Source organism: Paucibacter aquatile, from assembly GCF_002885975.1.
GTDB lineage: Bacteria > Pseudomonadota > Gammaproteobacteria > Burkholderiales > Burkholderiaceae_C > Paucibacter_A > Paucibacter_A aquatilis.
Window position 1 is genome coordinate 3,361,722 of the sequence record NZ_POSP01000003.1, and the last position, 23,465, is coordinate 3,385,186.

At 68.1% G+C, this 23,465-nt stretch carries 25 protein-coding genes and 1 tRNA gene; 10 read left to right on the forward strand and 16 right to left on the reverse strand.

The genetic code is table 11. The annotated features are described in order from the left end of the window. Positions 1–2,031 (reverse strand): FHIPEP family type III secretion protein, encoded by a 2,031-nt coding sequence (locus tag C1O66_RS17640; protein WP_102769086.1) that lies wholly within the window; start codon positions 2,029–2,031, stop codon positions 1–3. Beyond that, on the reverse strand, positions 2,028–2,930 hold the full coding sequence (locus C1O66_RS17645; protein ID WP_102769087.1) for a lytic transglycosylase domain-containing protein: 903 nt from the start codon (positions 2,928–2,930) through the stop codon (positions 2,028–2,030). The genes C1O66_RS17640 and C1O66_RS17645 overlap by 4 nt, the downstream gene beginning before the upstream one ends. Before the next feature lie 272 nt (positions 2,931–3,202). Between C1O66_RS17645 and sctU the strand changes: the two genes are divergently transcribed. The 4 genes from sctU to C1O66_RS17665 all read left to right on the forward strand — a co-directional run bounded on the left by sctU (position 3,203) and on the right by C1O66_RS17665 (position 7,688). Then, positions 3,203–4,510: a type III secretion system export apparatus subunit SctU gene (gene sctU / locus C1O66_RS17650; protein WP_243392841.1), complete on the forward strand. Its 1,308-nt coding sequence runs from the start codon at positions 3,203–3,205 to the stop codon at positions 4,508–4,510. A 226-nt stretch (positions 4,511–4,736) separates the two neighbouring features. After that, positions 4,737–5,429 (forward strand): hypothetical protein, encoded by a 693-nt coding sequence (locus C1O66_RS17655; RefSeq protein WP_133155276.1) that lies wholly within the window; start codon positions 4,737–4,739, stop codon positions 5,427–5,429. Positions 5,430–5,600: 171 nt separating this feature from the next. After that, the gene (locus C1O66_RS23975) at positions 5,601–6,797 is read left to right on the forward strand and encodes a hypothetical protein (RefSeq protein ID WP_165794453.1); all 1,197 of its coding nucleotides are present in this window, start codon (positions 5,601–5,603) and stop codon (positions 6,795–6,797) included. Positions 6,798–7,043: 246 nt separating this feature from the next. Next, a complete protein-coding gene (locus tag C1O66_RS17665; RefSeq protein WP_102769089.1) occupies positions 7,044–7,688 on the forward strand; it encodes a DUF6683 family protein in 645 nt (214 codons plus the stop codon). Between the two features lie 20 nt (positions 7,689–7,708). Here C1O66_RS17665 and C1O66_RS17670 read toward each other — a convergent pair whose 3' ends face one another. Continuing rightward, positions 7,709–8,410 (reverse strand): lysozyme inhibitor LprI family protein, encoded by a 702-nt coding sequence (locus C1O66_RS17670; protein WP_165794664.1) that lies wholly within the window; start codon positions 8,408–8,410, stop codon positions 7,709–7,711. A gap of 124 nt (positions 8,411–8,534) precedes the next feature. Further along, positions 8,535–9,623 carry a LysM peptidoglycan-binding domain-containing protein gene (locus tag C1O66_RS17675; protein ID WP_165794665.1) on the reverse strand — a complete coding sequence of 363 codons (1,089 nt, stop codon included), beginning with the start codon at positions 9,621–9,623 and terminating at the stop codon, positions 8,535–8,537. A gap of 253 nt (positions 9,624–9,876) precedes the next feature. On the opposite strand from C1O66_RS17675, the gene C1O66_RS17680 reads away from it, so the two are divergent. Beyond that, positions 9,877–10,977, forward strand: coding sequence for a hypothetical protein (locus C1O66_RS17680; protein WP_102769092.1), 1,101 nt, complete (start codon positions 9,877–9,879; stop codon positions 10,975–10,977). A gap of 64 nt (positions 10,978–11,041) precedes the next feature. After that, complete coding sequence (locus tag C1O66_RS17685; RefSeq protein WP_102769093.1) at positions 11,042–11,737, forward strand: hypothetical protein; 696 nt, start codon at positions 11,042–11,044, stop codon at positions 11,735–11,737. A gap of 189 nt (positions 11,738–11,926) precedes the next feature. Here C1O66_RS17685 and C1O66_RS17690 read toward each other — a convergent pair whose 3' ends face one another. Next, the gene (locus tag C1O66_RS17690) at positions 11,927–12,802 is read right to left on the reverse strand and encodes a DUF1521 domain-containing protein (protein ID WP_102769094.1); all 876 of its coding nucleotides are present in this window, start codon (positions 12,800–12,802) and stop codon (positions 11,927–11,929) included. Between the two features lie 346 nt (positions 12,803–13,148). Between C1O66_RS17690 and C1O66_RS17695 the strand changes: the two genes are divergently transcribed. Together C1O66_RS17695 and C1O66_RS17700 are read left to right on the forward strand one after the other, a co-directional pair. Then, entirely contained in the window at positions 13,149–13,370 is a 222-nt protein-coding gene (locus C1O66_RS17695) for a hypothetical protein (protein ID WP_102769095.1), read from the forward strand. Between the two features lie 6 nt (positions 13,371–13,376). Further along, positions 13,377–14,042, forward strand: a complete 666-nt coding sequence (locus tag C1O66_RS17700) for a hypothetical protein (RefSeq protein ID WP_102769096.1) — start codon at positions 13,377–13,379, stop codon at positions 14,040–14,042. Between the two features lie 106 nt (positions 14,043–14,148). Here the strand turns inward: C1O66_RS17700 and C1O66_RS17705 are convergent. Then, positions 14,149–14,223: transfer RNA gene (locus tag C1O66_RS17705), tRNA-Arg, on the reverse strand. Positions 14,224–14,379: 156 nt separating this feature from the next. On the opposite strand from C1O66_RS17705, the gene C1O66_RS17710 reads away from it, so the two are divergent. Both C1O66_RS17710 and C1O66_RS17715 read left to right on the forward strand, forming a co-directional pair. Continuing rightward, positions 14,380–14,934, forward strand: coding sequence for a c-type cytochrome (locus tag C1O66_RS17710; protein ID WP_102769097.1), 555 nt, complete (start codon positions 14,380–14,382; stop codon positions 14,932–14,934). 196 nt (positions 14,935–15,130) lie between these two features. Beyond that, positions 15,131–15,922 carry a type 2 periplasmic-binding domain-containing protein gene (locus C1O66_RS17715; protein WP_133155277.1) on the forward strand — a complete coding sequence of 264 codons (792 nt, stop codon included), beginning with the start codon at positions 15,131–15,133 and terminating at the stop codon, positions 15,920–15,922. A gap of 15 nt (positions 15,923–15,937) precedes the next feature. On the opposite strand, the gene C1O66_RS17720 is transcribed toward C1O66_RS17715, so the two are convergent. The 10 genes from C1O66_RS17720 to C1O66_RS17765 all read right to left on the reverse strand — a co-directional run bounded on the left by C1O66_RS17720 (position 15,938) and on the right by C1O66_RS17765 (position 23,434). After that, positions 15,938–16,327, reverse strand: a complete 390-nt coding sequence (locus tag C1O66_RS17720) for a DUF2845 domain-containing protein (protein WP_102769099.1) — start codon at positions 16,325–16,327, stop codon at positions 15,938–15,940. Positions 16,328–16,405: 78 nt separating this feature from the next. After that, entirely contained in the window at positions 16,406–17,137 is a 732-nt protein-coding gene (locus C1O66_RS17725; protein WP_102769100.1) for a LytR/AlgR family response regulator transcription factor, read from the reverse strand. Continuing rightward, positions 17,134–18,228 (reverse strand): sensor histidine kinase, encoded by a 1,095-nt coding sequence (locus C1O66_RS17730; RefSeq protein WP_102769101.1) that lies wholly within the window; start codon positions 18,226–18,228, stop codon positions 17,134–17,136. Before C1O66_RS17730 ends, C1O66_RS17725 begins: the two co-directional genes overlap by 4 nt. Continuing rightward, positions 18,215–19,090 carry a TraB/GumN family protein gene (locus C1O66_RS17735; protein ID WP_102769102.1) on the reverse strand — a complete coding sequence of 292 codons (876 nt, stop codon included), beginning with the start codon at positions 19,088–19,090 and terminating at the stop codon, positions 18,215–18,217. Before C1O66_RS17735 ends, C1O66_RS17730 begins: the two co-directional genes overlap by 14 nt. 122 nt (positions 19,091–19,212) lie before the next feature. After that, on the reverse strand, positions 19,213–19,773 hold the full coding sequence (locus C1O66_RS17740; RefSeq protein WP_102769103.1) for a DUF2946 family protein: 561 nt from the start codon (positions 19,771–19,773) through the stop codon (positions 19,213–19,215). Between the two features lie 39 nt (positions 19,774–19,812). Then, positions 19,813–20,583, reverse strand: coding sequence for an ABC transporter permease (locus C1O66_RS17745; RefSeq protein ID WP_102769104.1), 771 nt, complete (start codon positions 20,581–20,583; stop codon positions 19,813–19,815). Next, positions 20,580–21,581 carry an ABC transporter ATP-binding protein gene (locus C1O66_RS17750; RefSeq protein ID WP_102769105.1) on the reverse strand — a complete coding sequence of 334 codons (1,002 nt, stop codon included), beginning with the start codon at positions 21,579–21,581 and terminating at the stop codon, positions 20,580–20,582. The genes C1O66_RS17745 and C1O66_RS17750 overlap by 4 nt, the downstream gene beginning before the upstream one ends. A gap of 136 nt (positions 21,582–21,717) precedes the next feature. Continuing rightward, on the reverse strand, positions 21,718–22,743 hold the full coding sequence (locus C1O66_RS17755; RefSeq protein ID WP_102769106.1) for a YheT family hydrolase: 1,026 nt from the start codon (positions 22,741–22,743) through the stop codon (positions 21,718–21,720). A gap of 26 nt (positions 22,744–22,769) precedes the next feature. Further along, positions 22,770–23,222 carry a YybH family protein gene (locus C1O66_RS17760; protein ID WP_102769107.1) on the reverse strand — a complete coding sequence of 151 codons (453 nt, stop codon included), beginning with the start codon at positions 23,220–23,222 and terminating at the stop codon, positions 22,770–22,772. A gap of 5 nt (positions 23,223–23,227) precedes the next feature. Further along, positions 23,228–23,434, reverse strand: a complete 207-nt coding sequence (locus tag C1O66_RS17765) for a zinc-finger domain-containing protein (protein WP_102769108.1) — start codon at positions 23,432–23,434, stop codon at positions 23,228–23,230. Positions 23,435–23,465: the final 31 nt, after the last annotated feature.

Genomic DNA, 23,465 nt, shown 5'->3' on the forward strand with positions numbered 1-23,465 from the left:
TCAGGCCGCCTCTTGCAGCAGCGGCGCCTGGGGCAGGTCCACCCGCTCCGCCACATCGAGCTGCAGGTTGGGGCTCAATTCATGGAAGGACAGCACCGGGTGGTCGAAGCACTCGGCCTCGATCAGCCGGCGCACATGCCAGCGCACATCGACGGCGGTGACGATGGCGCGCGCGCCGCTGCGCGCCAGGCTGGCCTGCAGCGCGGCGCTGATCTGCTGGGCCAGCTGCGGGTCCAGGGCCAGCTGGGCCACGCCGCCGTTGACGCGGATGGCCTGGCGTAGCAGGTCCTCCAGCGCGGGGCTCAGCATCAGGCAGGGCAGGCGGCCCTCGGGCGCCAGGCGGTGGCTGGTCTGGCGCTTGAGCGCAATGCGGGCGAACTCGGTCAAGGTCTGCACGTCTTTTTCACGCTGACCGGTTTCGGCCAGCGACTCCAGCACATCGCGCAGATTGCGGATCGACACCTCCTCGGCCACCAGCCGGCGCAGCACCTCGGCCACGCGCTGGATGGGCAGGCTGCGCAGCACCTCCTTGACCACATCGGGCAGCTCGGTGGAGGCGCGGGTCAGCAAGGCCGTGGTCTCCTGGATGCCCAGGAAGAGCTGGGCATGGCGGCGCAGCACCTGCTGCAGCTGGGCCAGCAGGGCCTGGCGGTCCATGCCTTCCTGCAGCGGGCCCTGGGCGATGGGCACTTCGTAGGCCAGCAGCTGCCAGCCGGGCTCGGCCTGGCCGGCGTTCGCTTGCCCGTTCGCATCGGCGCTTGCGATGCGGGGCGTGCGGCCATGCAGGGCGATGCGTGGCAGCTGCAGGCCGGCGGCCAGCTGGAACTGCTCGGTCATCTCGCCCAGCTCCTGGGCCAGGCGCTGGCCGGCCTCGCCCTGCAAGGCTGCCGGCGGCAACAGCAGCAGCAGGGGCAGGGCCGGCGGCAGCTGGGCTTGCGGGGCGGCCGCCACCGGCTTGGCCGCCTGGGCCCGGGCGGCCTGCAGCTGCGGCAGGGCGCGGCCGCTGGCGCGCTGCCAGCGGGCTGCCCATTCGGGCATCAGCAGCAGGCCTGCGGCCATCAGCAGCGCGCCCAGCAGCAGAAACACGGCGGCCGGAAAGCCGGGCACGGTGGCGAACAGCATGCACACCCCGGCCGCCACCACCAGCACGCGCGGCTTGGCGCTGAGTTGGCGGCGGATGGCATCGCCCAGGTGGCGTTCGTCTTCGTCGGCGGTGCGGGTGACGATCAGGCCGGCGGCCATGGCGCCCAGCAGGGCCGGGATCTGCGCCACCATGCCCTCGCCGATGGACAGGATGGAGTAGCTGTGCATGGCCTGGCTCAGGCTCATGTCCTGCTGCAGCACGCCCACCGAGAGCCCGCCCAGCAGGTTGATGGCGATGATGATGATGCCGGCGATGGCATCGCCCTTGACGAACTTCATGGCGCCGTCGAGGCTGCCGTGCAGCTTGGATTCCATCTCCAGCGTGCGGCGCTTGCGCTTGGCCTCGTCCTTGTCGATCAGGCCCGAGCGCAGGTCGGAGTCGATGGACATCTGCTTGCCGGGCATCGCGTCCAGCGAGAAACGCGCCGCCACTTCGGCCACCCGCTCGGCGCCCTTGGCGATGACGATGAACTGCACCACGGTGATGATCAGGAACACCACCAGGCCCACCACCAGATTGCCGCCGGCCACCAGCTTGCCGAAGGTGTCGATGATGTGGCCGCCGTTGGCGTGCAGCAGGATCTGGCGCGTGGTGGCAATGGACAGCGAGAGCCGGAACAAGGTGGTGATCAGCAGCACGCTGGGAAAGACCGCGAACTCCAGCGGGCTGCTGATGTAGATGGCCACCAGCAGCAGCACCACGCCCATGGCGATATTGGCCGCCACAAGCAGATCGAGCAGCCACAGCGGCAGGGGCAGCACCATCAGGGCGATGATGGCGATCACGCCCGCCACCAGCAGCAGGTCGACGTAACGCGCCAGCAGGCTGTTCTCGCCCGGCGCCGCGGCGCCAGCGCCCTGGCGCAGGTAGGCGTGCAGGGCGCTCATGGCGCGGCCGCCCAGTCCCGCAGGCCCTGGTAGGCGCCCAGCACCTGCTGCACATAGGCCTGTGTCTCGGCATAGGGCGGCACCCTGCGGCCATGGCGCTCCACCGCGCCTTCACCGGCGTTGTAGGCCGCCAGCACCAGGCGCAGGTCATTGCCAAAGCGGGCCTGCAGGGTTTTCAGATAGGCCGCGCTGGCCTCGACATTCAGCGGTGCCTGCATCAGCTCGCGCACCGGGTCTTTCAGGCCGAAACGCTTGGCCGTGGCCGGCATCACCTGCATCAGGCCGCGCGCCCCGGCAGGCGACACGGCTTGCGTGTTGTGGCGCGACTCCACATGGGCAATCGCATGCAGCAGCAGGGGGTCGATGTCGTGCCGCTCGGCAGCGGCGCTCAGGGTGCCGGCCACACCGACGATGCGCTGTGTCTGGCCGGAATGGCCGTTCCTGGTGGTGATGGGCGCGCGGCGGCTGAGGTGCGTGGTCGCGGCGACGGGGGCCTCGGACTGGGGCTGGGTGTTCGTCTGCAAGGAACCCAGCTGCAAGATGCCGGAGACCGGGCCGCCCTCATACAGGTCCAGCTGGGCCGAACGGCTGGCCGCAGCGGCCGATGCGGGCGTGGGCTCGGTCTGTGCCAGTTCGGTACAGCTTTGTTCGATCAGGCGGAATTTGCTGCCGGCGTGGAACTGGCGGCGGCTGGGCGCGGCGATGGCATCGGCCGTCGAAGGCAGGCTGCAGCTCATGGCTTGGAGGGTCAGTGGGGTGACACCCAGACACACAGCGAGCAGGGCTCGCAATGGCTGCAGACCGCAGCGTCGTGCGCTGGAGGCTGAAGGCATTTCCGGCATGGCCAGGCGACCATGCTCGCGGTCCACCGGGTGACCGCTGTCTTGTGGGTACTGCATTTTTTGACCACTCCCTGAATGCCTCGCACTATCCCGGCGCGATGTGCTGGCTTCAAGACCCGGAAGCGGAGTTTGTAATCAAGTGTGAGCGTCAGCGGATGGGTCGAGACTTCGCCTTCAGGTGTGTAAATAGCGGGTTAGCTGTACATCCCCCCTAGGACATAGTTGCTTACAAAAGATACGGATCTGTCATCGGCAGCCTGTCGGCCCTGCTTCAAAGTGTGCGTTTGTTCACGCGCTTCTGCGCGGGGTCGGTCCTGGCTCTGCCTCGCTTGAGCAGCGACAACAGCCCCTGGCAAGCGCACAGAAAGCATGAGATGGCCGAGAGCGGCGGCGACAAGACCGAGAAGCCCACACCCAAGCGATTGCAGGACGCGCGCAAGAAGGGCGATGTGCCCAAGAGCCGCGACCTGGGCACGACGCTGACCCTGCTGGTGTGGCTGGGTTTGTTTGCCGCTCTCTTGCACCCTGCAGCCCAGCGCCTGCAGGCGCTCAGCGAGCAGCTCTTCCATGCCCTCGCACAGGGCTGGGATGCTGGTGGCTTCATCCTGGTGGCGCGCTCCCTTGGCGGGGCGGCGCTGGAGAGCCTGCTCTGGATCTGCCTGCTCCTGCTGCTGCCCGTGGTGGCGGTGGGTCTGCTCAGCGAGTTTCTGCAGGTGGGCGCGATCTGGGCCATGGACAAGGTCACGCCCAAGATGGAGCACCTGAACCCGGCGGCCGGCATCAAGCGCATGTTCTCGATGGACAGCCTGATCGAGCTGCTCAAGAACATCATCAAGGCCAGCCTGCTGCTGTTTCTCGCCTGGCTGCTGCTGCGCTCACGTCTGCCGCAGTGGCTGGGCCTGGCACGCCAGGGCGGCGAAGACCCGCGGCCCCTGGCGGCCCTGCTCTGGGATGCCAGCTGGCGGCTGTGTGCCTGGGCCTTGTGCGCCTTCTTGATCGTGGCCTTGCTGGACCTGCTGTGGCAGCGCCACTCCTTCACCAAGAAGATGCGCATGAGCCTGCGCGACATCAAGCAGGAGTACAAGGACAACGAGGGCGATCCCATGATCAAGGCCCAGCGGCGCCAGGCCCATGCCGAGTGGGCGCAGCAGAACTCGAACCAGGCCGCCCGCACGGCCAATGCGCTGATCGTCAACCCCACCCATGTGGCCATCGCCATCGACTACGAGCGCGAGCGCTGCCCCGTGCCCCTGATCAGCGCCAAGGGCGAGGGCGATGTGGCCGCCGGCATGCGCGCCGCCGCCGAGCAGGCGGGTGTGCCCATCGTGCGCAATGTGCCCCTGGCCCGCGATCTGCTGGCCCGCGCCGAAGTGGGCGAGGCCATCCCGCCCGATCTGTTCGACATCATCGCCGAGGTCATCCTCTGGGCCGCCGAGGTGCGTGAGGACCTGGCGCGGGCTTCGGAGCCGGCCGCAGGCGCACAGACCGGGCCGGGCGCCGAGGCCGACGCCACCGCGAGGCGCAGCCCGGTCCCCGGTGAAGACCTGACGCCCTATGCCGCACTGCGTGGCCGTTATCGACCGGAGCCTGCTGCCGCTGCTGCGAATGCGGACAACCCTAGTTGGGGCCGTTCCTGACTGCCGATGGTCCTGACTTACGAAAGCGAGTTGAAAGGCGTGAAATTCATTCCGTCGGCACTGCAAGCCAAGCCCACGAGTCACCAACCGGCGATCCGTGGACTCAAGGCAGCGGCCCTCAAGCAGCTCGCTTCCGACAGGAAGTGAACCTTTGTTTTCAAACCCGGCCTTGCCACCAGGTCTTCTTAAGCAAACGACCGGCCAAGGCCCCCTCAGGAGAATTGCAATGTCTGGAGCTTTGAACAGCGTGGTGGGTGGCGGTGGTGGTCTGCTGAGCAGCATCGGCAGCGTCATCGGTGGTGCGTTTGGCGGCCCGCTGGGCGCCATGATCGGCCAAGCCGTGGGCAACCTGGTCCAGTCGGCCATCGGCGATGCCATCAAGGACGGCATCAACCAGCTGCAACAGCAGCACGGCATGCCCAAGTTCCTGGGCGACCTGATCAAGGACCGTGCCGACAACGTCCTCGGCGGCCTGCGCAACAACGCCGTTCCGGCCGATATGCAGAGCCTGGCTCAGCAGCAGTTCGGCGGCGCGATTGCCAAGTTCAAGGCTGACTTCCAGCAGGATTTCGTGCAGTCCGTGCTGGGCAACCGCAAGGCCCAGGGCAGTGGCGAAGAGTCCGACGGCGCCGGCGGCTGGCTGCAAGCCATTGCCAAGGCCATGGGCCAAGCCCTGGGCGACAAGGCCAAGCACTTGGTGGAGCTGTCGGCCAAGATGACCGATCTGCAGCAAGCCAAGTCCACGGCCACCGACCCCAAGGTCAAGCAGGAAGAAGACGGCAAGAACGCTCAAGAGTTCAACAAGACCATGACCGAGTTCCAGGCCACCGGTCAGGAATACAGCATGTTGAACAGCGTGTTCTCGACCGCGATCAAGTCGCTGGGCGAAGCCCTGTCTTCGATGGCTCGCAAGCAGTAAGTCTGCGAGCAAGCCCGGGGCTCTTGGCCCCGGGTGTGGGCGCCCGCGAGGGGGCCCTGCGGCGGAGGGAGCTTTGGCTCTCTTCGCCGTTGGTGTTTGTGGCGCGCGTGTGGCCGCGGTTTCATGTGTGTGCTGTGGTTCCGTTTCAATCCAGAGTGAGGGAGTTTTGTCATGCAAGTCCAAGCCTTCGGTTCAGCCCCAGCGCCCAGGCAGGGCACCTCGATGCCCAACAAGCCGGGTTCGCGGCTGGTGGTCGTCGCCCTGCTCGCGGCCCTGAGCGCCTGTGGAGGCGGCGGTGGCGGCGAGGCCCCTGCCCCAGCTCCTGCACCCGCACCCGCACCCGCACCCGCACCCGCGCCTGCGCCTGCGCCTGCGCCCGATCCTGCTTCGCCCAGTGTGCTTGGCCTGCTGGTGCGTGACCCGGCGGACACGCGTGTCGATGCGCAGGTGCTGGATCTGGCGACGGGGCAACAGATCGACCTGCCGCGCAGCGCGCGGGCGCAGGCGCTTGGCGTGTCAGATGCCTGGGCGGTCAGTCGGCCCACACGGGAACTGATCCGTGAAGACGGGGCCGAAACTGTGGACATCTTCAACTGGCCCGCGCTCACACTCGGTGCCAGTTTCAAGCTCGCGACGCAGACCAGCCCCGACGAAAAGGCCAAGCTCTTGCGCCTGCGCATGTCGCACGATGGCAAGTACCTGGCGGCCTATGAATTTGCCACCAACTCCTCTCGCAAGACGCGGGCGCTGGTCTTCAATCGTCAGGGCCAGATTCTGTTGACCGGCTCCTATCAAGAGGCGGATGGTGGCGGTGGCTTTGACTGGTTGCCGGACGGTCGCCTCGCGTACTTCGAGAAGGGCCAGGTTTTGATCTACGACCCGGTTCAGAATCAGTCGGCCGCTGTGGCCATCCAGTTTCCGCCGGAGGCGCGTGCCGGCAATGAGAACCTGGCGGTCAGCCCGGACGGCAAGACCCTGGCCGTCGTCAAATGGGCGGGTCTGCGCAACAGCAAGGGTGAGACCCGTGAGGTGCCGGTGCTCTATCGTGCACCGGTGTTGGGTGGTGCTGTGAGCGTGGTCGCTCAAGCCAGCCCGGAGCGGATCGATGATCCGGTGCGTCTGTCCATGCTCGACCTGTCCTGGTCGGCGGACGGTCAATGGCTGAGCTTTGTCGCGCAGGTGGGCGATGACCGCTACGGCGGCGGCCTGGGCGTCAGCGGATGCCCCTTGGCCTATGCCGTGTCTGCCACGGCCTCCACGCCCACCTTGATCGATGGCGTTCGTGACAGCGACAAGGCTTTGCGTGCCGCCAGCACGGGAGGCGGGCGCGAGGCGGTGTACAGCTGTGGCCTGTTGAGCTGGTTCTGATCCCTGCGCTTGAATCGGCTGCGTCTCGGGAGCCAGGGTTTGAGCCTGGATGCCGAGCCCAGGCGCGCTGCGGCCGAGGCAGCGTACCGCTGAGTGTCGGCACCTATGCAGACGCCCACGAATTGAACAAGCCCGCCAGCGCGAGAGGGAAGCCCCATCATGTTGTCCATGCGTTTTTTGAAGCCTTCCGCCAGTCCAAGGTCTCGGCAAGTCAGGCCTCTTCGTCTCCAGCTTCGAGCCCACGCCTTGATTTGGCGCCTGGCCCTCGCGTTGCCGGTGCTGCTGGCACAGCAGGCCCAGGCCCAGGTCTTGATTCCAGTGGCGCCCGCCGAGGCTGGCGCGGATTCGCGCATGCCCATTGCTGGTTTCTCGATCTCCTCGGGCCTGCGCCTGGCGGCCGATGGCGCCGAGCAGTGGCACAGCAATGCCGAGCAGCTGTCCAAGGTGTTCCCGGCCGCCCATCAGGACCGCATGCGCAAGGCCTATCTGCAGAGCAAGGATGTGTTCGTGCAGATCGAGCAGCGCCTGGGCTGGCCGCGCAACGATGTGGCTGGTGCGATGGCGGCGTTCATCGTGGGCAACTACATGGTGATGCGGGGCGTCGAGGTCAGCGATGCCCACACCCAGGCCCTGGCCGAGCAGCTGGCGGCTCAGCCGGACATGGTGACCCGCCTGGGCGCCCAGACGCCGCAAGCCCTGCGCGGCCTCTACGAGCAATGCGCCATGGTCGGCACCTTCATGGCCCTGGCCCAGCTGAGCCAGAAGGCCAACCCCCAACCCGCGGCGCAGCAACAGCATCTGCGCGATGCCGCCCGCGCCAATCTGCAGCGGGTGCTGGGCCGCGAGCCCGAGCGCCTCAGCTTGGGGCCGAACGGTTTGGTGTGGCAGTGACTGTTGGGCGGGGCGACTCGTCAGCGAGCCGCTGAACTGCGGCGGTAGCGAAACGCAAAGCTGCCGCCGTTGCCGCACAGCGAATCGGCCGCGGCTTGGGTGGCCGCGTCGTTGGCGATCTCCAGCGTGCCGTCAGCCTGGAGGCTGGCGGCCACCGGCTTGGCGCCGGGCATGAGCAGATGCAGCCGGGCAGGCTGCGTGGCGCTGGCAGGCAGCAGATCGGCCTCGCCCTGCCATTCGCAAGTCCAGCGCGCGGTCTTGGGCTCGGCCGTCTGCAGGCTGACGCGGTAGCGCGTCGCAGCCGCCGGCCCGGTTGGCGTGGCCAGCACCGGGTAGAGGGCCAGGCTGCCCGTGCCGGGCAGCTCGAACACCCCCGCCCAGGGCAGCGAGCCGCCGCCCTGCAGCTGGCTCAGGCGCCCCTGGTAGGCCTCGGTGATGCAGGCCGCATCGGCCGCGCAGCGATCACGCGCCTTCAGCCAGGCCAGCTGGTCCTGTTTGAGCGCGCCATGCTGCGGATGCTCTTGCAGGGCGCTGTTCATGGCCTTCCAGGCCTTCTGCTGCTGCCGGTCCAGCCGACTCAGCTCGGCGCTGGCGCAGATGGCTTTTTCGGTTGCGCTGCTGGCCTTGCGGCAGTCGAAGGCCGGGCCTGAGCTCGCGCTTGACTCTGCAGCGGCCCCCACGGCCGAAGCCGAGAGGGCAGCGGCATGCGCGAGCAGCAGCAAACCCAGTGGCTTCAGGCGCCAGCTCCGGCTGAGCGGTGATCCCCAGCGACACGATCGGGCTGAGCTGGAGGCAGAAGGGCGGGCGGCAGTGAGAAGCATGTGTGGGAAGCGGCGATCGCCGGGGTCAAGGACGATGCGGCGCCGCCGGGAAAGGCGACAGCATCTGCAAGGCCTGCTTGCGCTCCTGCTCGAAGCGATGGCGCACGCCGGCCTGCACATCATCCGTGGATTTGGAGAAGTACTTCAGCACCGTCTTGCCGGACTTGTCCAGCTTCTCGGCGCCACGCTCATCGTAAATGGCATTGATGATGTCGGCATCTTTGAGCTGACTGACATCACGTCCCGCCAGCGCCTTGGCGATGACCGAGGAGCCCGAACCATGCTGGACCGCCACCGACCAGACCACATCGCGCAGCGCTGCTGAGCGCTGCGACAGGTCCAGGCCCTGCTCCGTCTTGAGTCGGGCCGCCAGTGGCTCGTAGTGCCGGCTGGCAATGAAGCTGTGCTGCAGGGCTGCGAAGCCCGGGTCCGCGGCCAAGCTCACCCAGGCCTTCTTGAACTCTGCCGTGCCCGCACGAGCGGCCTCCAGGCCGCCTGCCGCTGTCAGCGCCTGATGCATCTCGGGCGCGTGCGTGGCGGCGTGGTCGAGGAACTTGGCCATGGTGCCGCGCTGGGTTTCGATCTGGTACTTGCCGTAGGACCAGCCGCCGGTGTTGTCGTAGCCAATGGCCGCGCTGCCACGGCGACCCGATTCGTAGCGAGCGCTGAGTTTGCCCAGCTCGGTATCGGCGTTGAGGCCGCCGCCGTTGTTGTTTGCCGCGGGTCGTTCGGCAGACGGCGCTGCTGCTGCCTGTGCCGAGGCAGCCGGGGCCTCCAGCCCTGCCAGCAGGGAATTGACGGCTTCGACCAAGGGGTTGGCCAGCAGCAGCTTCTTGAGATCCACACCCCAGTGCTCGGCAATGCCGGGCAAGGTTTCTCCGGGCACGACGCGGTGCTCACGCTCCAGCCCCGGCGTGGCCACCGGGATGCGCAAGACCTGGCCGACGCGCAGGCGGTCCGGGTCGCGGGGGCTGCTGCCCACACGGCCGTCGGCCAGCTTCGGATCCATGCCATTGGCTTGCATCAAGGCTTCGGCACTGATGCCATGGTTTTTGGCAATGCGGCTGAGGGTGTCGCCGCTGTGCACGCGGTAGCTCGGGTTCGTGAGGTTCATGTCTGGGCTCCTTGGCCTTGGCTCTTGGGGCGGTGCCCCGATGCCATGCATTGGAGAAGAAGTGCGCTGCCGGCGAAAGACGGGACCATCCGCAATCGGGTCTGGAGCCCATGCCGCCGATTAGGGGCGTTACTAGCTGGGAGCGGCCCCGGCTATCGCGAGTCAGCGAGACGGGCTGCAATCGCAGCGATGCGAGCTGACTTCGGTCAGTGACATGCCAACACACACGCACACGCAAGAAGGGTCCATCATCATGAGTACCACCATCGACACCGGCCGCAGTGCTGGCAGGTCCGGCAGCGCCGCGTCGGCAACCGGCTCCGCCGGTGAACTGCTGAGCCTGGCCCGCGACTCTGCCAGCGGTCAGCTGGACACGCGGCGCCTGGCCGGCTGGGTGGCGCAGGCCAGCCAGCAGGACTTTGGCAAGGCCTCGGCCGCCCATGCCGCGATCGAGACCGAACTGACCGGCCGCGATGCCGGCGAGCTCGCGCGCTTCAACCAGGACGTGGTGGCCGCGGTGGCGGGCTTGGCTGAGGCCACGCCGAACGGTCTGGCGGCCGCAGGCCATGCCTGGGCCAGCGAGGGCCGACGCTTGTTGGTCGACAACCCCATCCTCGTCAAGCAGTGGGTGTCCACCACCAGTGCCTGGACGGGCAAGAGCGGTTTCACCGATGGCCTGCGTGCCATGCTCGAGGGTCATGGCATCACCGTGGAACGCCTGGCCAACCCGGTGCCGCCGGGCTCGCTCGGCAAGAGCTCCGGGGTCCCAGCCTCCCTGGCCAACAACCGCAACGGCGACCTGGCACGCGATGCGATTGCGGACCGCTGGCGTGCCCAGGGCATGCCGGTGGAGATCGAGCAGCCGCGCCAGGGTGGCGCACGGGTGGTCGATGTGGTGGTGGATCGCCCGGCTGCGGATCCGCGCCGGAGCCAGCGTCTGGAGATCGAATCCAAGGTCGGTCGCAACAGCATGGACTCCGACCTGGCCCGCCAGGCCGCGCTGGACGGTCAAGCCCTTCGCGAGAACCGCCTGCTGCGTGGCGCCGGCCACGTGCTCGAGGGCGTGGGCAAGGTGGCACGACCGCTTGGTCTGGTGATGGACGCCGTCGAGGTCGGCAGCGCCTTCCGCAAGGATGGCGACCGCGTCGGGGTTCACACCGGCCGCGCCGCTTCCGGCCTGGCCGGTGGGGCGGCTGGCGGCTGGGGCGGGGCCGTCGGCGGCGCAGCCCTGGGCACAGCCATCTTCCCCGGCGTGGGCACGGTGATCGGCGGCCTTGTCGGCGGCATCGCCGGCGCTGTGGTCGGCGACCAGGCCGGCCGCGGGCTGTTCGACACGCTCAAGTCCTGGTTCTGATGCCGCGATTCGCTTGCATCGGAGCCGGGTCCCGCGCCGCGCACCCCATGGCATGATGCCTTCCATGTGGTCCTGGCTCACACGAAAAACCGAGCGTTCTGAAGGCCAGGCGCTGCTGCAGCGCCTGCGTGAGCGCTATCCCGTCTATGCGGCGCCCCATGCTTACCGTCGAGATGGGCAGTTGCTGAGTCTGGCTCAGGCTCAGGAGAACCTCGAATATCTGCAGACTCAGCGCCCGACGCGGCTGCGCATCGCCAGCGACTTCCTGCACACCGAGGCCGGGGTCGATGTGGCGGTGGCTCTGGCCGGTGCTGAGCCGGCGGCGCTGCTGGATGGCCTGCACCGCTGGAGCTTGCGTGTGTTTCCCGCGCTCCAGAAAGCCGCGCCGCAGCTGGCGCGTGACGAGGTCTGGCTGGCCAGCGATCGGCGTGGCCCGGAGATCGTGTATTCCCTGCTGATGGATCTGGCGCTGCTGTTGGGCGAGCTGATCCTGATCCGCCGCCCGGCCTTTCAGTGGGCGCTGGATCTGGATGAGGGCAATCTGCTGGACGGCATGGACAGCGTGCGCCGGCCGGTGCTGCAGTTCCTGCCAACCTCGACCGCTGCCGGTGATGCCTCGATGCCCCCGGTGCAGCTGGATGTCGAGGCCCTCGTCGTCCATCGCTACCGCGAGCCCGACAGCCCCAGTCTGCAGTGGATGAATGGCTGGGCCCAACTCGTCCATGAGGCGCGCAGCGGGGCCTACGAACGCGTGTTCTAGAGCGCTGCGGCCGCCGGTGTTCGGGCTTGCACCTGAAATGAAGGGGCTGCCCATCCTCAAGTCTTGCGGGTTCGCCCATCCAAACGCAAACGCCCGCTCCCCAGTGCGGTGAGCGGGCTGCAAGCCCCGTGAATATCGCCGATGAAGGCCGCCGACGAAGGCTGGCGGCCGCGGGGCCGGTATGGCGGCTCAGGCCTGCCAGCGGGTAAGCGTCAGGTTCAAGCTCAGCTGCGCGCTCAGGGCCCAGCCCTGCGGGTTGGCGGCTTCGTTGAAGTTGACCGTGCCGCCGGTCCAGGCGCGGCCGCCGCCGGCCACGCCGGTGTTGGCGCGCGAGCCTTCGCTGTCCTGGCCCAGCAGATTGCGCAGCAGGGCGCCGCTGAGGCTGATGCTGAGGATGCTGCTCATGGCCTGGAAGGCGCCCTGGAAGATCTGGGCCAGATGCTGCAACTGCTGCTGTTGCTGGGCCGCCGCTGCGGCGGCGGCGCCGCCTTTTTGCAGGTCGGTGCCGTTGATGTAGTTCTGGTTCACCTGCACCAGCTTGCCATTGCCGTCCACGGCGACAAAGCCCTTGCCGTTGGCGTTCTCGAGCAGCACATTGCCGTCGTCGGTGACGCCGTCCAGGGTCTGGCCCCAGCCCTTGGCTTCGTCGATCTTGAGGTCGCCGCGCTGGTTGGTGTCGATGCCGCTGATGCGCACGCCGTAGTCGCCATTCGTGATGGTCAGCTTGCTGGGCAGGGTCATGTCGTTGCCGGCCGGCACGGTTTCGAAGGTCAGCTTGGTGCCGTCATCGAGCTTGAAGGTGGTGGTGCCCCAGAAGTCAAAGGCATGCTGGCCATCGACATTGACATGCGGGTCGCCCCAGACCACATAGTTTTCACCGGTCTTCTTGTTGGTGATCTCCACACGGTTGGCATCGGCCGCGGTGATGCGGTAGTTGTCGTTCTCGAACACCGCCTTGCCGCCCTGCATCGAGGTGCTGGCGTGGCTGGGGTTGCTGCGGTCGACGGGGCCGCAGCCGCCGATGGCGATACCGGCGCTGGCCGACGAAACAGAGTTGGTGAACATGGTCGGGCTCTCCTTGCAATAAGTTCAGTGGATGGATGAATGAGTGCGTGAAATGACTCATGGTTTTTGGAACCTCGCCCGTTTTGCATCCGTCGGGATGCAAGGTTTGGGCGTCGCAGTGGCATCAGTAGCCACCCGCGATCAACTGCCTGGTCATTGAAACGATTTGCAAGCCGACGCGTAAGTTGGGGGCGTTCGCAATGCGGATGACCGCAACTAGGGCTGTCCGCAATCGATCGAATGCAGTGCCGCAGCGGCGGGCGATTAGGAACAGCCGCAATTTCCAAAGCAGCTCTGCCGGCTTAGGCTTCGGGCCTCGAACGATGCACCCAGCCCCTCTTCATTCATGAACACGCTTGCCAGCTCTGCGTTTGCCTTCAGCCTCCCTCACGGGGCGCTGCCTGTGGCTGCGCCCGCGGCAGGGTTGGCCTCCCTGGGTTCGCCTTCGACTCCGTCCATGGGTGGGGCTGCGGCACTCTTGCGCGCCGAGGTCGAGCCGCAGGCGCGCGGGCTCTCGGTGCAAGCCCATGCCGAGCGCGTGCTGGCGGCCATGCGGACTCAGGGTTGAGCGTCCATGGCCGACGCGCGCCGCGAGCCCGACTGGACGGCCGCAGCCCAAGCCCTGCTGTCCGGATGTGTGGATCTGCCTGACGAGGAGTTGCGTCTGGCTTTGCTGGACCAGGTCTGCCGCAGCTTGGGCGATGCCCTGTATCCCGATTTCTTGAACCTGCTGGCCGTAGTCGGGGAGCGCGGCGATGCCCAGGCCTGCGCGGTGCTGGCCCAGACCTTGTTGGCCGGGCTGCAGACCGGCCGCCTGCCCAGCGGCCGCCGCCAGGCCTGGGGCGCGCCGAGCCACTCCGGCTCGGCCGCCTCGCTGGCTGCTCAACAGTTTGGTGCCTGGCGTTCCCTGGGGCCCTTGGAGTATTGGGTCTGTCTGAGCCAGGATGAGCCTCGGGGGGCGGGCTTGGCTGAGCCTGAGTTCCTGCGCCAGGGGCAGGCTTTGCTGCGCCTGATCAACAGCAGCGAGGCGGCTCGGCAGCTTTACATTCAACGCCTGCAGGCCTTGGCGGCCGATCCGGTGGAAGGCGGCCTGTCCCGTCATGCACGCCAAATGCTGACGCGGTTCGCCGAAGCCTGGGCCCAGGGCCAGTCGCCCGATGCCTTGTGCCAGCAGGTGCTTGGCGCCATGCCGGCGCGAGCTCATGGGCTCAGCGCACTGGCCGGCTGGGGCTCGCGCTGAACATTGGGTTCTGGGTGTGGGGGAGATCGGGGCCGCGCCGCAGCTTGCGGCGGGTCTTCAGCAAGCGCCGCAATATCGGGGCTTGCTGACAGGGAGAGGTATCCGGTGGTGCGACCGGCAAGAATCGAACTTGCGCCTAAGCCTTCGGAGGGCCCAATGATATCCACTTCACCACGGTCGCCGGGAGCGCGCATTCTAACCTCAGCGGCCGCGCCCGCCGTGACGAGCGTCAATCCTTGCAGTCAGCCCCAGGTGCTGACAGATATAATCTGCCGGTTTTGCGTCCGGTGAACCGCCGGGCATTGCATCTTCCCTTGCCGACGCCAACGAGGATTTCATGAGCGGAAACCAGAATCACGCACACGAGCACGATCATGCTGACGAAGCCCATGAAGGCCCGATCAAGACGCCCAAGCAACTGGCCTGGGCCGTGTTCTTTGCCTTTGTCGTTCCTGTCATCGTCATCATTCTGCTGGCCAACTATGTGACCAGCGACTCCAAGCCGTCTGCCGGTACCGAGGCCCTGGAAGCACAGGCTGTGGCCGCCCGCATCCAGCCCATCGGCGCGATCGAGCTGAAGGACATGAACAATGTCGCCGCCCTGAAGACCGGCGAGCAGGTGTTCCAGGCCCAGTGCGCGGCCTGCCACTCGACCGGCGCTGCCGGCGCCCCCAAGCTGGGCGACGAAGCCGCCTGGGGCCCGCGCGTGAAGACTGGTTATGACGCACTGCTGACCTCGGCCCTCAAGGGCAAGGGCGCCATGGGCGCACAGGGCGGTGGCGATTTCAGCGATTTCGAAATCTCCCGCGCCGTGGTCTACATGGCCAACCAGGGCGGTGCCAAGTTCGACGAGCCCAAGGCCCCGGCCGCGGCAGCTTCGGCCGCCAACTGATGCGCAATGTGGCGAGCTCGGGCATGTCCCGAGCATGCGCCGCACCGACAGCCGACCCTCGGGTCGGCTTTTTTTCGCCGCGTGTTTTTGGCTTTGTGCGCGCCTGCCGTTCGGGCCGCGGGGCCAGGTCTTGCGCGCGACGCCTTGTGCCGGGGCGGCTGGCCTGCCGGTGGTAGCCTGCAGTAAGCTCAAGGCCATGAACCGGCTTGCTCCGCTCATGCTGATCCTGGCCTTGTGTGCGGCTGGGCCGGCCGCCGTTCGGGCGGCCGAATCGGCGGGCCTGCCCACGCGCTGGCGGGTGTGTGTCACCGACCTTCAAGCGCCTCCGTTCCTGAACAACCAGGCGGAGCATCCCGGCACGGTAGAGCGCATGCTGCAGGACAGTGCGCGCCAGCAGGGCTTGGAGCTGGAGTTGCTGCGGCTGCCACCGCGTCGTTGCCGCCTGATGCTGGATCAGGGGCAGATCGAGGCAGCGCTCGCCGGCCCCACGCCGGTCAATCTGCAGGAACTGCAGTTCCCTCTGCGGGCCGGGCAGCTGGATGCGTCACGCAGCCTGATGCAACTCCATCTGGTCTGGCTCAAGCGCGAGGATTCCACGCTCGACTGGGATGGCCAGGCTCTGCGGGGACTCGGCGCTGGCGGGAAGGTGCCCGTGATCGGCGTGCGGGCTGGGGTGCGCATCACCGCGGAGCCCCTGCTCGGTCTCGGCCTGCGCGTCGAGGATTCCGCGCACAGCATGGCGCAGTTGCTGGCCAAGTTGCGCGCCGGTCGCGTCGATCTGGCGGTAGTTGCAGCGCCAGAGCTCAATCTGTCACCCGATGCGCAAAGCCTGCACGGCCTGGCCGTCTTGAGCAAGCCCTTGCTGCAGATGGACATTTACCTCGTGCAGCGCAAGGATGCCGGTGCCGAGCGGGCGGCACTGATGGAGCGTTGGTGGGCGGCGATTGCCCAGCTGCGCGAGGCCGAGGCGCATCGCACAGCGCCCTGAGTCGGTGCAACAGGATCAGCTGCCGTAACCGAGGTCCTTGACGGACACCAAACGGCCGTCCTCGAACACCAGCTGCTGCATGAACTGCTGGGGTCCGAAGTTGTAGACCCATTCTTCGATCAGCACCTGGCGTTCGCGCTCCAACTCCACCGTGCTGCCGGGTGGCAGGCCGCTGTTGGGCGCGGCGGGCACGCGCAGACGGATGACGCGGCGGTCGAGGCGTTGCTCCTGCAGGCTGGGCGTGCCGCATTTGCGCAGCACCTCGGGCTTGGCCATGCCGGCGTCAATGACAAAAGAGTTGCAGCGAAAGGCCCAGGCCGAGGGGGTCAGCAGCAGCGCACTGAAGGCCAGCGCGGCCAGGCAGGGTTTGCGGGCGTGCATGGGCGAGCGAAACAGCGGTGGCATGGCAATCCCCGGGAAGCGGCAGTCCTGTGCAACGCGCGCCAGGCTGCGGGCGTTGACCGAGGCCGGCCTTGGGCCTCCTCAACCAAGGCTGAAGCGCTGCCGCAGCGCCTGGCTTTGCCGGCGCGACACGGTCAACCAGGGGCCGCTGTGCAGTTGCAGCTGCAGGCTGCTGTCGTCGCCGGGCTGCAGGCGGGCGATGGCATCCAGGCGCACCAGGGCCTGGCGGTTGATCTGCTGGTAGCGCTGCGGGTCCAGGCGCGGCAGCAGGCGGCTGAGGCTGCCGGCCAGCAGAAAGACGCCTTGTGGCGTGTGCAGCTCCAGGTAGTTGTCGCGGCTTTCGATCAGGGCGATGTCGCCCAGGCGGATCAGGGCCATCTGATCGCCGCGGCGCAGCAGCACGCGGTGCTCGTCGGGCAGATAGGGGCCGCTGGCGTGGTGCAGCTCGGCACGCAGGCGCTGCAGCGCCTGGGCCAGGCGTTCGGCCGCGACCGGCTTGACCAGATAGTCCAGGGCATTGAGGTCGAAGGCCTCGACCGCAAAGCTGGCATGGGCGGTGCAGAAGATGATGCGCGCCTCGGCGTTGAGGGCACGGGCCACCGCCAGGCCATCCTGCTCGGGCATCTGCACATCGAGCAGCAGGGCATGGGGCTGCAGCTGGGCGTGCAGGGCCAGGGCCTCTTCGCCACTGCTGGCCTCGGCCAGCACCTCGACATCGTCATGCGCGGCCAGCAGGCGGCGCAGTTCCAGCCGAGCCAGGCGTTCGTCGTCCACCAGCAGCAGGCGCAAGTGAGAGGGCTTCATCATCGTCATGGGGTGCAGGCGTCCTGCCAGGGCAGGCGCAGTTCAACGCGGAAGTGCGGGCCCGAGGCCTCCGGGCCGGCATGCAATGTGGCCGTGCTGCCCAGCTGCAGGCGCAGGCTTTCGCTCAGATGGGCCAAACCGCTGCCCAGGCCGGTGCGCGCGGCAGGGCCGGCCTGCGGTGCCAGCGGGTTCTCTACCCGCAGGGTCCACAGCGGGCTGCTGGCCTCATGCGCCGCATGGATGCGCAGGCAGCCGCCCTCACGGCGAGCGCCAATGCCATGCTTGATCGCGTTCTCGCACAGGCCCAGCAGGGCAAAGCGCGGCAGGCGCTGGGCCATCAGCGCGGGCGGCAGGCGGATGTCCAGCTGCAATCGATCTTCGAGCCGGCTCGCTTCCAGGGCCAGGTAGCGCTGGCAGAGCTGCCACTCCTCGTCGAGGCGGCAAAGGCTGCCACTTTGTTCGAGGCTGGCGCGCAAGAGGGTGGACAGCTCGGTCAGCAAATGGGCGGCGCGCTCGGGGTTCTCGAAGATCAGGCCGCGCACGGTGTTCATGGCATTGAACAGAAAGTGCGGCTTGAGCTGGTTCTGCAAGGCCTGCAGCTGGGCCGCGCGCGCCTGCTGCTCCAGCGCGGTGCGCTGCCGGCGGTCCAGGTGGCTTTGCCAGGCCAGGCTGAACAGCAGGTACTGGGCCAGCGCCACCACCCAGCTGCCGCCCTGGCTGATCCAACGCAGCTGCACGGGGCTCAGGTTCAGGGCCTGGGGGTCCAGGGGCACGCCGCTGCCCAGCCACTGGGTCAGGGCGTGGATGCACAGCGCGTCGATGGCGGCCAGGGCGGCCAGCAAAGGCAGGCGGTGCGCCCAGGGCTGCCCTGGCCGTGCCTGGCTGACCAGCAGGCCCAGCAGGCCCCAGCGCAGCAAGGCCATCAGGCCGACGCGCTGCACCGTGCCCGGGCGCAGCCCCGGGTCGCCGAACAGGGCGAACTGGATCAGCAGGATCAGCAGCGCCTGCAGTCCGCACAAGGACAGCAGCAAACCGGCCTGGCGCCACAGGGGCCAGGCCCTGGAGGCGGTGTCGCGAGTGAGGGTCTCAGTACGCGACACGCGTCACCTTGAAACCCTGGGCCTGCAGCAGGGCCGGCAGGCCCTCGCTGCCCAGATGGGCGGGCGCCACGGCCACGAACAGGCGCTGGCCTTCTCGCAGGCGTTGGGCGATCTTGAGGCTCCAGGCCTGGTCGCGTTCGCGCTGGATGCGCTCGCGCGTGGCCGGTGTGAAGGCCGAGCTCTCGAAGCTGGCTTGCATGGCCGCCATATCGCCGCGGCGCCAGGCGGCGTAGCTTTGCACGCTGTCCTGGCCCTGGCTGATCAGCAGGCGGCGTAGCAGGGCTTGCTGGTCGGCCTCGGGGATGGACTGCAGCAGCTGGAATCCGGCCTGCAGCCCTTCGAGCTCCAGCAAGGGCTTGTCCTTCATGGCCCGGTGCACCAGGTTCATGCTGCTGTGCTGTTCCTGGCTTTGCAGGCCGGCTTTCTGGGCCATCAGCTTGTGCAGGGCAGCCACCACGAAGAAGGGGGGCAGGCTGTCCAGGGCGTTGCAGGGCAGGCCTTGCTGCTTGCACAGCTGATCAAAGTCGCCGAGCAGATCGGCCGGCAGGGTGGTGCGGAAGGAAGCGTCGGGCTTGCGCAGGGCGGCCAGCAAGGGGGCGGCCTCGCTGGGTGCCACCGGCATGCGCAGCTCACTGGCCAGCTGATCGCTCTCGGTCAGCGCCTGCTGGACCGGGCCGGGCAGTGCCGTCACGCCGGCTTCGCTCCAGGGCAGGGCGCCGAACAGCCAGGAGCGCCGGCCCTGATGCTCCACCGACCACAGGGCGGGTCGGTAATCGGCCTGCGCGGCAGGCGGGGTGTCGGGGGCAGCAGGCAGGCGATGGCGAGGCGGAGCGGTTTCATGGGCGGTGAATCGTGCGGTCAATCAGGCAGTGAAAGAGGGTCGAACATGGCGCTGTGGGGGTGTCAGCCGGCTGCACTGTGCCGGTCACCTTCGCGCCTGTCGCCTGCTTTCAGGGCCAGCGGCAGCAAAGCCAGGCCGAACGGTCAGCCGGCCGCTGCGGCCCCTGCGGCCACATTCACCTCGGGCGCCAGGCACACGCCACAGCGCTGCAGCAAATCGGCATGGCGGCAGAACTCGGGTGCCCACAGGCCCTGCTCCACGGCCTGGGCGGCCCAGTCCATGTCCAGGCTGTGCACCAGGCCCAGGCCCAGCGGCGTGCTCAGGAACAGGCGGTCCTGCTCATCCAGCCAGCTGGCGCTGACGGTGGTGCTCAAGCCGGTGTGGCTCTGCACCGTGCCGCCCGGCTGCAGGGCTGCGGCATCGACGCGCCAGACCCAGGGCGCGGCCTCCAGCTGCAGGTACACGCGCTGCGGGCCGTTCTGAAAGAACCAGGCGCCGCGCGCGTCGGCCGCGTAATTGCGGGCGATGAACTCGCGCAGCTTCTCGTGCGTGACGCGGCTGCCCTTGACCTGCGGAAACGGGCCCGCCGCCTGGCAGCGCTCGTCGCGCATATACCAATCGCCCCGGGCATCCAGGGCTAGCCAGCCGTAGCAGTGCGGCACATTGGGCCATTTTTTCAGGGCCGCTTCGACGATTGCATCCATGCCGCCAGTGTAGGTTCGGCGGACTGGCCCGCGCCTCGTTCAGATGTGACCCAGCACGCCCAGATGGCGCGCCTGTCGCAGGCAGGCCCGAAAGATCGCCAGACCCGCGGCCAGGAACACGGCGCTGTTCAGCGCCACCCAGGCCCAGACCTCGACCGGAAAGGTCTGGCCGCCCGCGGCCGCGCGTGCTGCGGCGGCGGCCAGGGCATAGGGCAGGGCCGACAAGCCCGAGAGCGGCAGCGCCGGTAGTGACACCAGGCCGATCACCAAAGGATAGGCCGCCATCATCAGCAGCTCGCCGCGCTTGACCAGCAGGCTCAGGCCCGCCAGCGCATAGCCCAGGCCGGCCATGGACGGTGCACCCAGCACGGCCAGGCCCAGGGCAGGCAGGCTCAGCTGCACGCGCCCGTCGGTCAGCCAGGCGATCACACCGAGCGTGAGCACCAGCAAGATCAGGCCCACCACGCTTTGCAGCAACAGTCGTACGGTCAACAGCTGGCCCAGGCTCATTGGTGCCAGCTGCAGCTGCTCCAGCGTGCGCTGCTGCGTCTCTTCGACGATCTCTTGGGCGCTGCCATGGGCCAGGCCGCTGGCAAACATCCACAGGGCAAAGCCGATGATCAGCCCATCGGCCTGGCCCGAATCCAGGGACTGGCCGCTGGCCTTGAGCACGGCGAAGACCAGGCCGCCGAACAGGCTGAAGATGAAGCCGATGCCCAGCACGGCCTCGACCCAGTAGCGCCGCGCCAGGGCCAGGCTGCGGCGGGCCTCGTTGAGGCCATGGCGAATCCAGGGGCGGCGGGTGCTCATGGGGTGGGTGCTCCCTCGATGGAGGCTTCAGTGGCGGACAGGCCGAGGTGTTCCAGGTAATGCTCGCGCAGCTCGATCGCGCGCAGCTGCAGCGCGCTGCAGCGGCCCAGCCAGGCGGCCCATTCGGCCATCAGTCGGGCCGCCTCGGGCGGGTCGCGCAAGGGCAGGCTCCAGCCGCCGGCCTCGCCCGGCGCTGCTTGCCAGTCCCTCGGGCCCAGCCATTCGGGCGGCGGCGGGCAGGCCTGCTCGCTGCGCACCACCAAGCGGTAGCGGTAGTCCTGGTGCACAAAGGCCTCACGAGCGCCGTCAAAGCGCTTGCGCCCGCGGTGGATGCAGACGATGCGCGGGCACAGGCGCTCGATGAAATGCAGATCGTGCGAGCCGATCAGAAAGGTCTGGCCTTCGGCCGCGCCCTGGTGCACCAGCGCGTGCAGGCGCTCCACGCCTTCCAGGTCCAGGCCCAGCGTCGGCTCGTCCAGCAGCACCAGGGCCGGCCGGTGGATCAGGGCCCCGATCAGGGCGGCGCGCAGCTTGTTGCCGGTGGAAAGCTGGCGGATCGGTGTGTCGAGATCACTCAGGCCCAGCAGATCGGCCATCTGCCGGCAGCGATCGAGACTGAAGCGCTGCTCGCGCAGCTCGCAGAAGTAACGCGCGTTCTCCAGGGTGGTCAGGCGCTCGTAGGCGGCGCCGCGGCCCTCCAGCAACACGCCGATCTCGCGCAAATGGGGGCCGGGCTGACCAGCCGCCCGAGCGGGGTCTTTGCGCCAGCGCAGCTCGCCCTGGTCGGCGTCGCAGAGTCCGGTCAGGATCTTGACCAAGGTGGTCTTGCCCGAGCCATTCGGCCCGAGCAGGCCGATCACTTCGCCGGCTTTCAGCTCCAGGTCAAATTGGTCCAGCGCTTGGACCGAGCCGCCGCCCCGTGTGTAGTGCTTGCTGGCCTGCTGGAGCTGCAGCAAGAGTCCGGCTGTTGTGTCGTTCGTCGACCGTTCTGGGTCCATGCCCTGTTCCTCCTGCCCTTGATCGGGTCGGAGGCAGCATAAGGGCGCAACTTGACGGTGTCAGCCTGGGCCGGACGAGCAGGCTGCTACGCCGTTGAATGGCAGGAAGTCCGCAATGAATGGCTGCCGTGGCGACTCAACCCAGCGCCCGGCTCAGCCAGTCGCAGACCTGCTCGGGCATGGTGAAGACCTCGCCCGGCGGCTTGCCGTGGGTGAATCCGACATGGCCGCCGTGGGCCGGCTGCCAGAGCGTGACGAAGGCGCCGACATCGCGCGCCTGCGGCAGGCTGTGCGCCGGCACAAAGGGGTCGTTGCGGGCATTGAGCACCAGGGCCGGGATGCCGATGCGGCGCAGATGCGGCTTGGCCGAGGCGCGCGCCCAGTAGTCCTCGGTGTCGCGGAAGCCGTGCAGCGGGGCGGTGAAGATGTTGTCGAACTCGTAGAGATCGCGGGCGCGGCGCAGGCGTTCGCCATCGAACAGGCCCGGGTGCTGCTCCAGCTTGCGCAGGGCCTTGGGCACCATGGTCTTGAGGAACATGCGGGTGTAGACCAGGCGGCTGAAGCCGCTGCCGATGGCCCGGCCCGAGGCGGCCAGGTCGATGGGCGAGCAGACGGCGGCCACGGCGCGGGCGGTCAGGGCGGCGCTCTGGCCATGCTCCTCGGCCCAGCGCAGCAAGGCATTGCCGCCCAGCGAGATGCCCACGGCCAGCACCGGGCCGCCATGCTGCTGCTTGCAACGGGCCAGGATCCAGGCGATCTCTTCGAAATCGCCCGAGTGGTAGGCGCGTGGCGCATGGTTCAGCTCGCCCGAGCAGCCGCGGAAATGCGGCAGGGCGCAGGCCCAGCCGCGCGAGCGCGCGACGGTGGCAAAGGCTTGGGCGTACTGGCTTTGCGAGCTGCCCTCCAGGCCATGGAAGAGCACCAGCAGCGGCGGCCGTGGCGTGCCCTCGGGCGGGATGGCGGGCAGGGGCCAGAAGGCGTCGTCGCCGGCTTCGGGCGGGGCGTAGTTGAGCCAGTCGACGTCGATGAAATCGCCGTCCGGTGTGTCCCAGCGCTGGCGCTGGAAGCGCAGGGCCGGGCCGCCGTGGTGGCGGGCCCAGAGGGCAGACCAGATGGTCTGGGCGTGGCCGCCGGGCAGCCAGCGCGGCGCGGAGTACTGCATCTCGGAACGGTTCGGGGTGTCGGCCTTCAGTGCAGCACCGAAGGCTCTTCGATCACTTCCTGGATGTCATGCGCGCTGCCCGGGCTGGCGTGGTGCAGCACCATGCGCCAGCCGAAGGCGGTCTTGAGGTAGACATTGGTGGCGATCACCCAGGCGCTTTGCTGGCCGTCCGGGCCGTCCACCTGCACGCGCTCCAGCACCTGGTGGATGGCGGTGTCGCCGGTGTGCAGGCGCCGCACGCGCTCGGGGTGGGCTGGGATGGCGCCTTGCAGAAAGACGGTCTCGAAGGCGGCGCGGATCGCGCCCAGGCCCACGACGCGCGGGCCGCCGGGGTGGACACAGGAGATTTCCTCCTCGTCGGCCCAGACCTCCATCAGCCGGTCCAGATCGGCCTGCTGCAGGGCTTCGTAGAACTGCTGTTCGGTGTCCTCGGGCGAGGCCAGCAGGGCGGCGGCCTGAGCTTTGCTGCGCGACTGCATGCGGCTCAGTGGTGGCTGTGCAGGGTTTCGCCGGCTTTCAGCTTGTAGACGGTGCCGCAGTAGGGGCACTTGCCCTGGCCTTCATGGCTCAGGTCGATGAAGACCTTGGGGTGGCTGCTCCACTGCGTCATCTTGGGGTTGGGGCAGGCCACAACGCCCGGGCCCTGCACATCCTGAGCCGTGACTTCGACGATGGATTTGGCTTCGCTCATGGGAGGTTTCTTTCGTGTCAACAACAGGGGC

What these genes read in the sequence shown, in the direction of transcription:
- C1O66_RS17640 (WP_102769086.1), bottom strand. Translation starts at nt 2,031, where the DNA reads ATGAGCGCCCTGCACGCCTACCTGCGCCAGGGCGCTGGCGCCGCGGCG.
- C1O66_RS17765 (WP_102769108.1), bottom strand. Translation starts at nt 23,434, where the DNA reads ATGAGCGAAGCCAAATCCATCGTCGAAGTCACGGCTCAGGATGTGCAG.
- C1O66_RS17690 (WP_102769094.1), bottom strand. Translation starts at nt 12,802, where the DNA reads ATGTTCACCAACTCTGTTTCGTCGGCCAGCGCCGGTATCGCCATCGGC.
- C1O66_RS17740 (WP_102769103.1), bottom strand. Translation starts at nt 19,773, where the DNA reads ATGGATGCAATCGTCGAAGCGGCCCTGAAAAAATGGCCCAATGTGCCG.
- C1O66_RS17675 (WP_165794665.1), bottom strand. Translation starts at nt 9,623, where the DNA reads ATGAACCTCACGAACCCGAGCTACCGCGTGCACAGCGGCGACACCCTC.
- C1O66_RS17685 (WP_102769093.1), top strand. Translation starts at nt 11,042, where the DNA reads ATGTGGTCCTGGCTCACACGAAAAACCGAGCGTTCTGAAGGCCAGGCG.
- C1O66_RS17760 (WP_102769107.1), bottom strand. Translation starts at nt 23,222, where the DNA reads ATGCAGTCGCGCAGCAAAGCTCAGGCCGCCGCCCTGCTGGCCTCGCCC.
- C1O66_RS17755 (WP_102769106.1), bottom strand. Translation starts at nt 22,743, where the DNA reads ATGCAGTACTCCGCGCCGCGCTGGCTGCCCGGCGGCCACGCCCAGACC.
- C1O66_RS17725 (WP_102769100.1), bottom strand. Translation starts at nt 17,137, where the DNA reads ATGACGATGATGAAGCCCTCTCACTTGCGCCTGCTGCTGGTGGACGAC.
- C1O66_RS17745 (WP_102769104.1), bottom strand. Translation starts at nt 20,583, where the DNA reads ATGAGCACCCGCCGCCCCTGGATTCGCCATGGCCTCAACGAGGCCCGC.
- C1O66_RS17700 (WP_102769096.1), top strand. Translation starts at nt 13,377, where the DNA reads ATGGCCGACGCGCGCCGCGAGCCCGACTGGACGGCCGCAGCCCAAGCC.
- C1O66_RS17655 (WP_133155276.1), top strand. Translation starts at nt 4,737, where the DNA reads ATGTCTGGAGCTTTGAACAGCGTGGTGGGTGGCGGTGGTGGTCTGCTG.
- C1O66_RS17680 (WP_102769092.1), top strand. Translation starts at nt 9,877, where the DNA reads ATGAGTACCACCATCGACACCGGCCGCAGTGCTGGCAGGTCCGGCAGC.
- C1O66_RS17720 (WP_102769099.1), bottom strand. Translation starts at nt 16,327, where the DNA reads ATGCCACCGCTGTTTCGCTCGCCCATGCACGCCCGCAAACCCTGCCTG.
- C1O66_RS17715 (WP_133155277.1), top strand. Translation starts at nt 15,131, where the DNA reads ATGAACCGGCTTGCTCCGCTCATGCTGATCCTGGCCTTGTGTGCGGCT.
- C1O66_RS23975 (WP_165794453.1), top strand. Translation starts at nt 5,601, where the DNA reads ATGCAAGTCCAAGCCTTCGGTTCAGCCCCAGCGCCCAGGCAGGGCACC.
- C1O66_RS17710 (WP_102769097.1), top strand. Translation starts at nt 14,380, where the DNA reads ATGAGCGGAAACCAGAATCACGCACACGAGCACGATCATGCTGACGAA.
- C1O66_RS17750 (WP_102769105.1), bottom strand. Translation starts at nt 21,581, where the DNA reads ATGGACCCAGAACGGTCGACGAACGACACAACAGCCGGACTCTTGCTG.
- C1O66_RS17645 (WP_102769087.1), bottom strand. Translation starts at nt 2,930, where the DNA reads ATGCAGTACCCACAAGACAGCGGTCACCCGGTGGACCGCGAGCATGGT.
- C1O66_RS17695 (WP_102769095.1), top strand. Translation starts at nt 13,149, where the DNA reads ATGAACACGCTTGCCAGCTCTGCGTTTGCCTTCAGCCTCCCTCACGGG.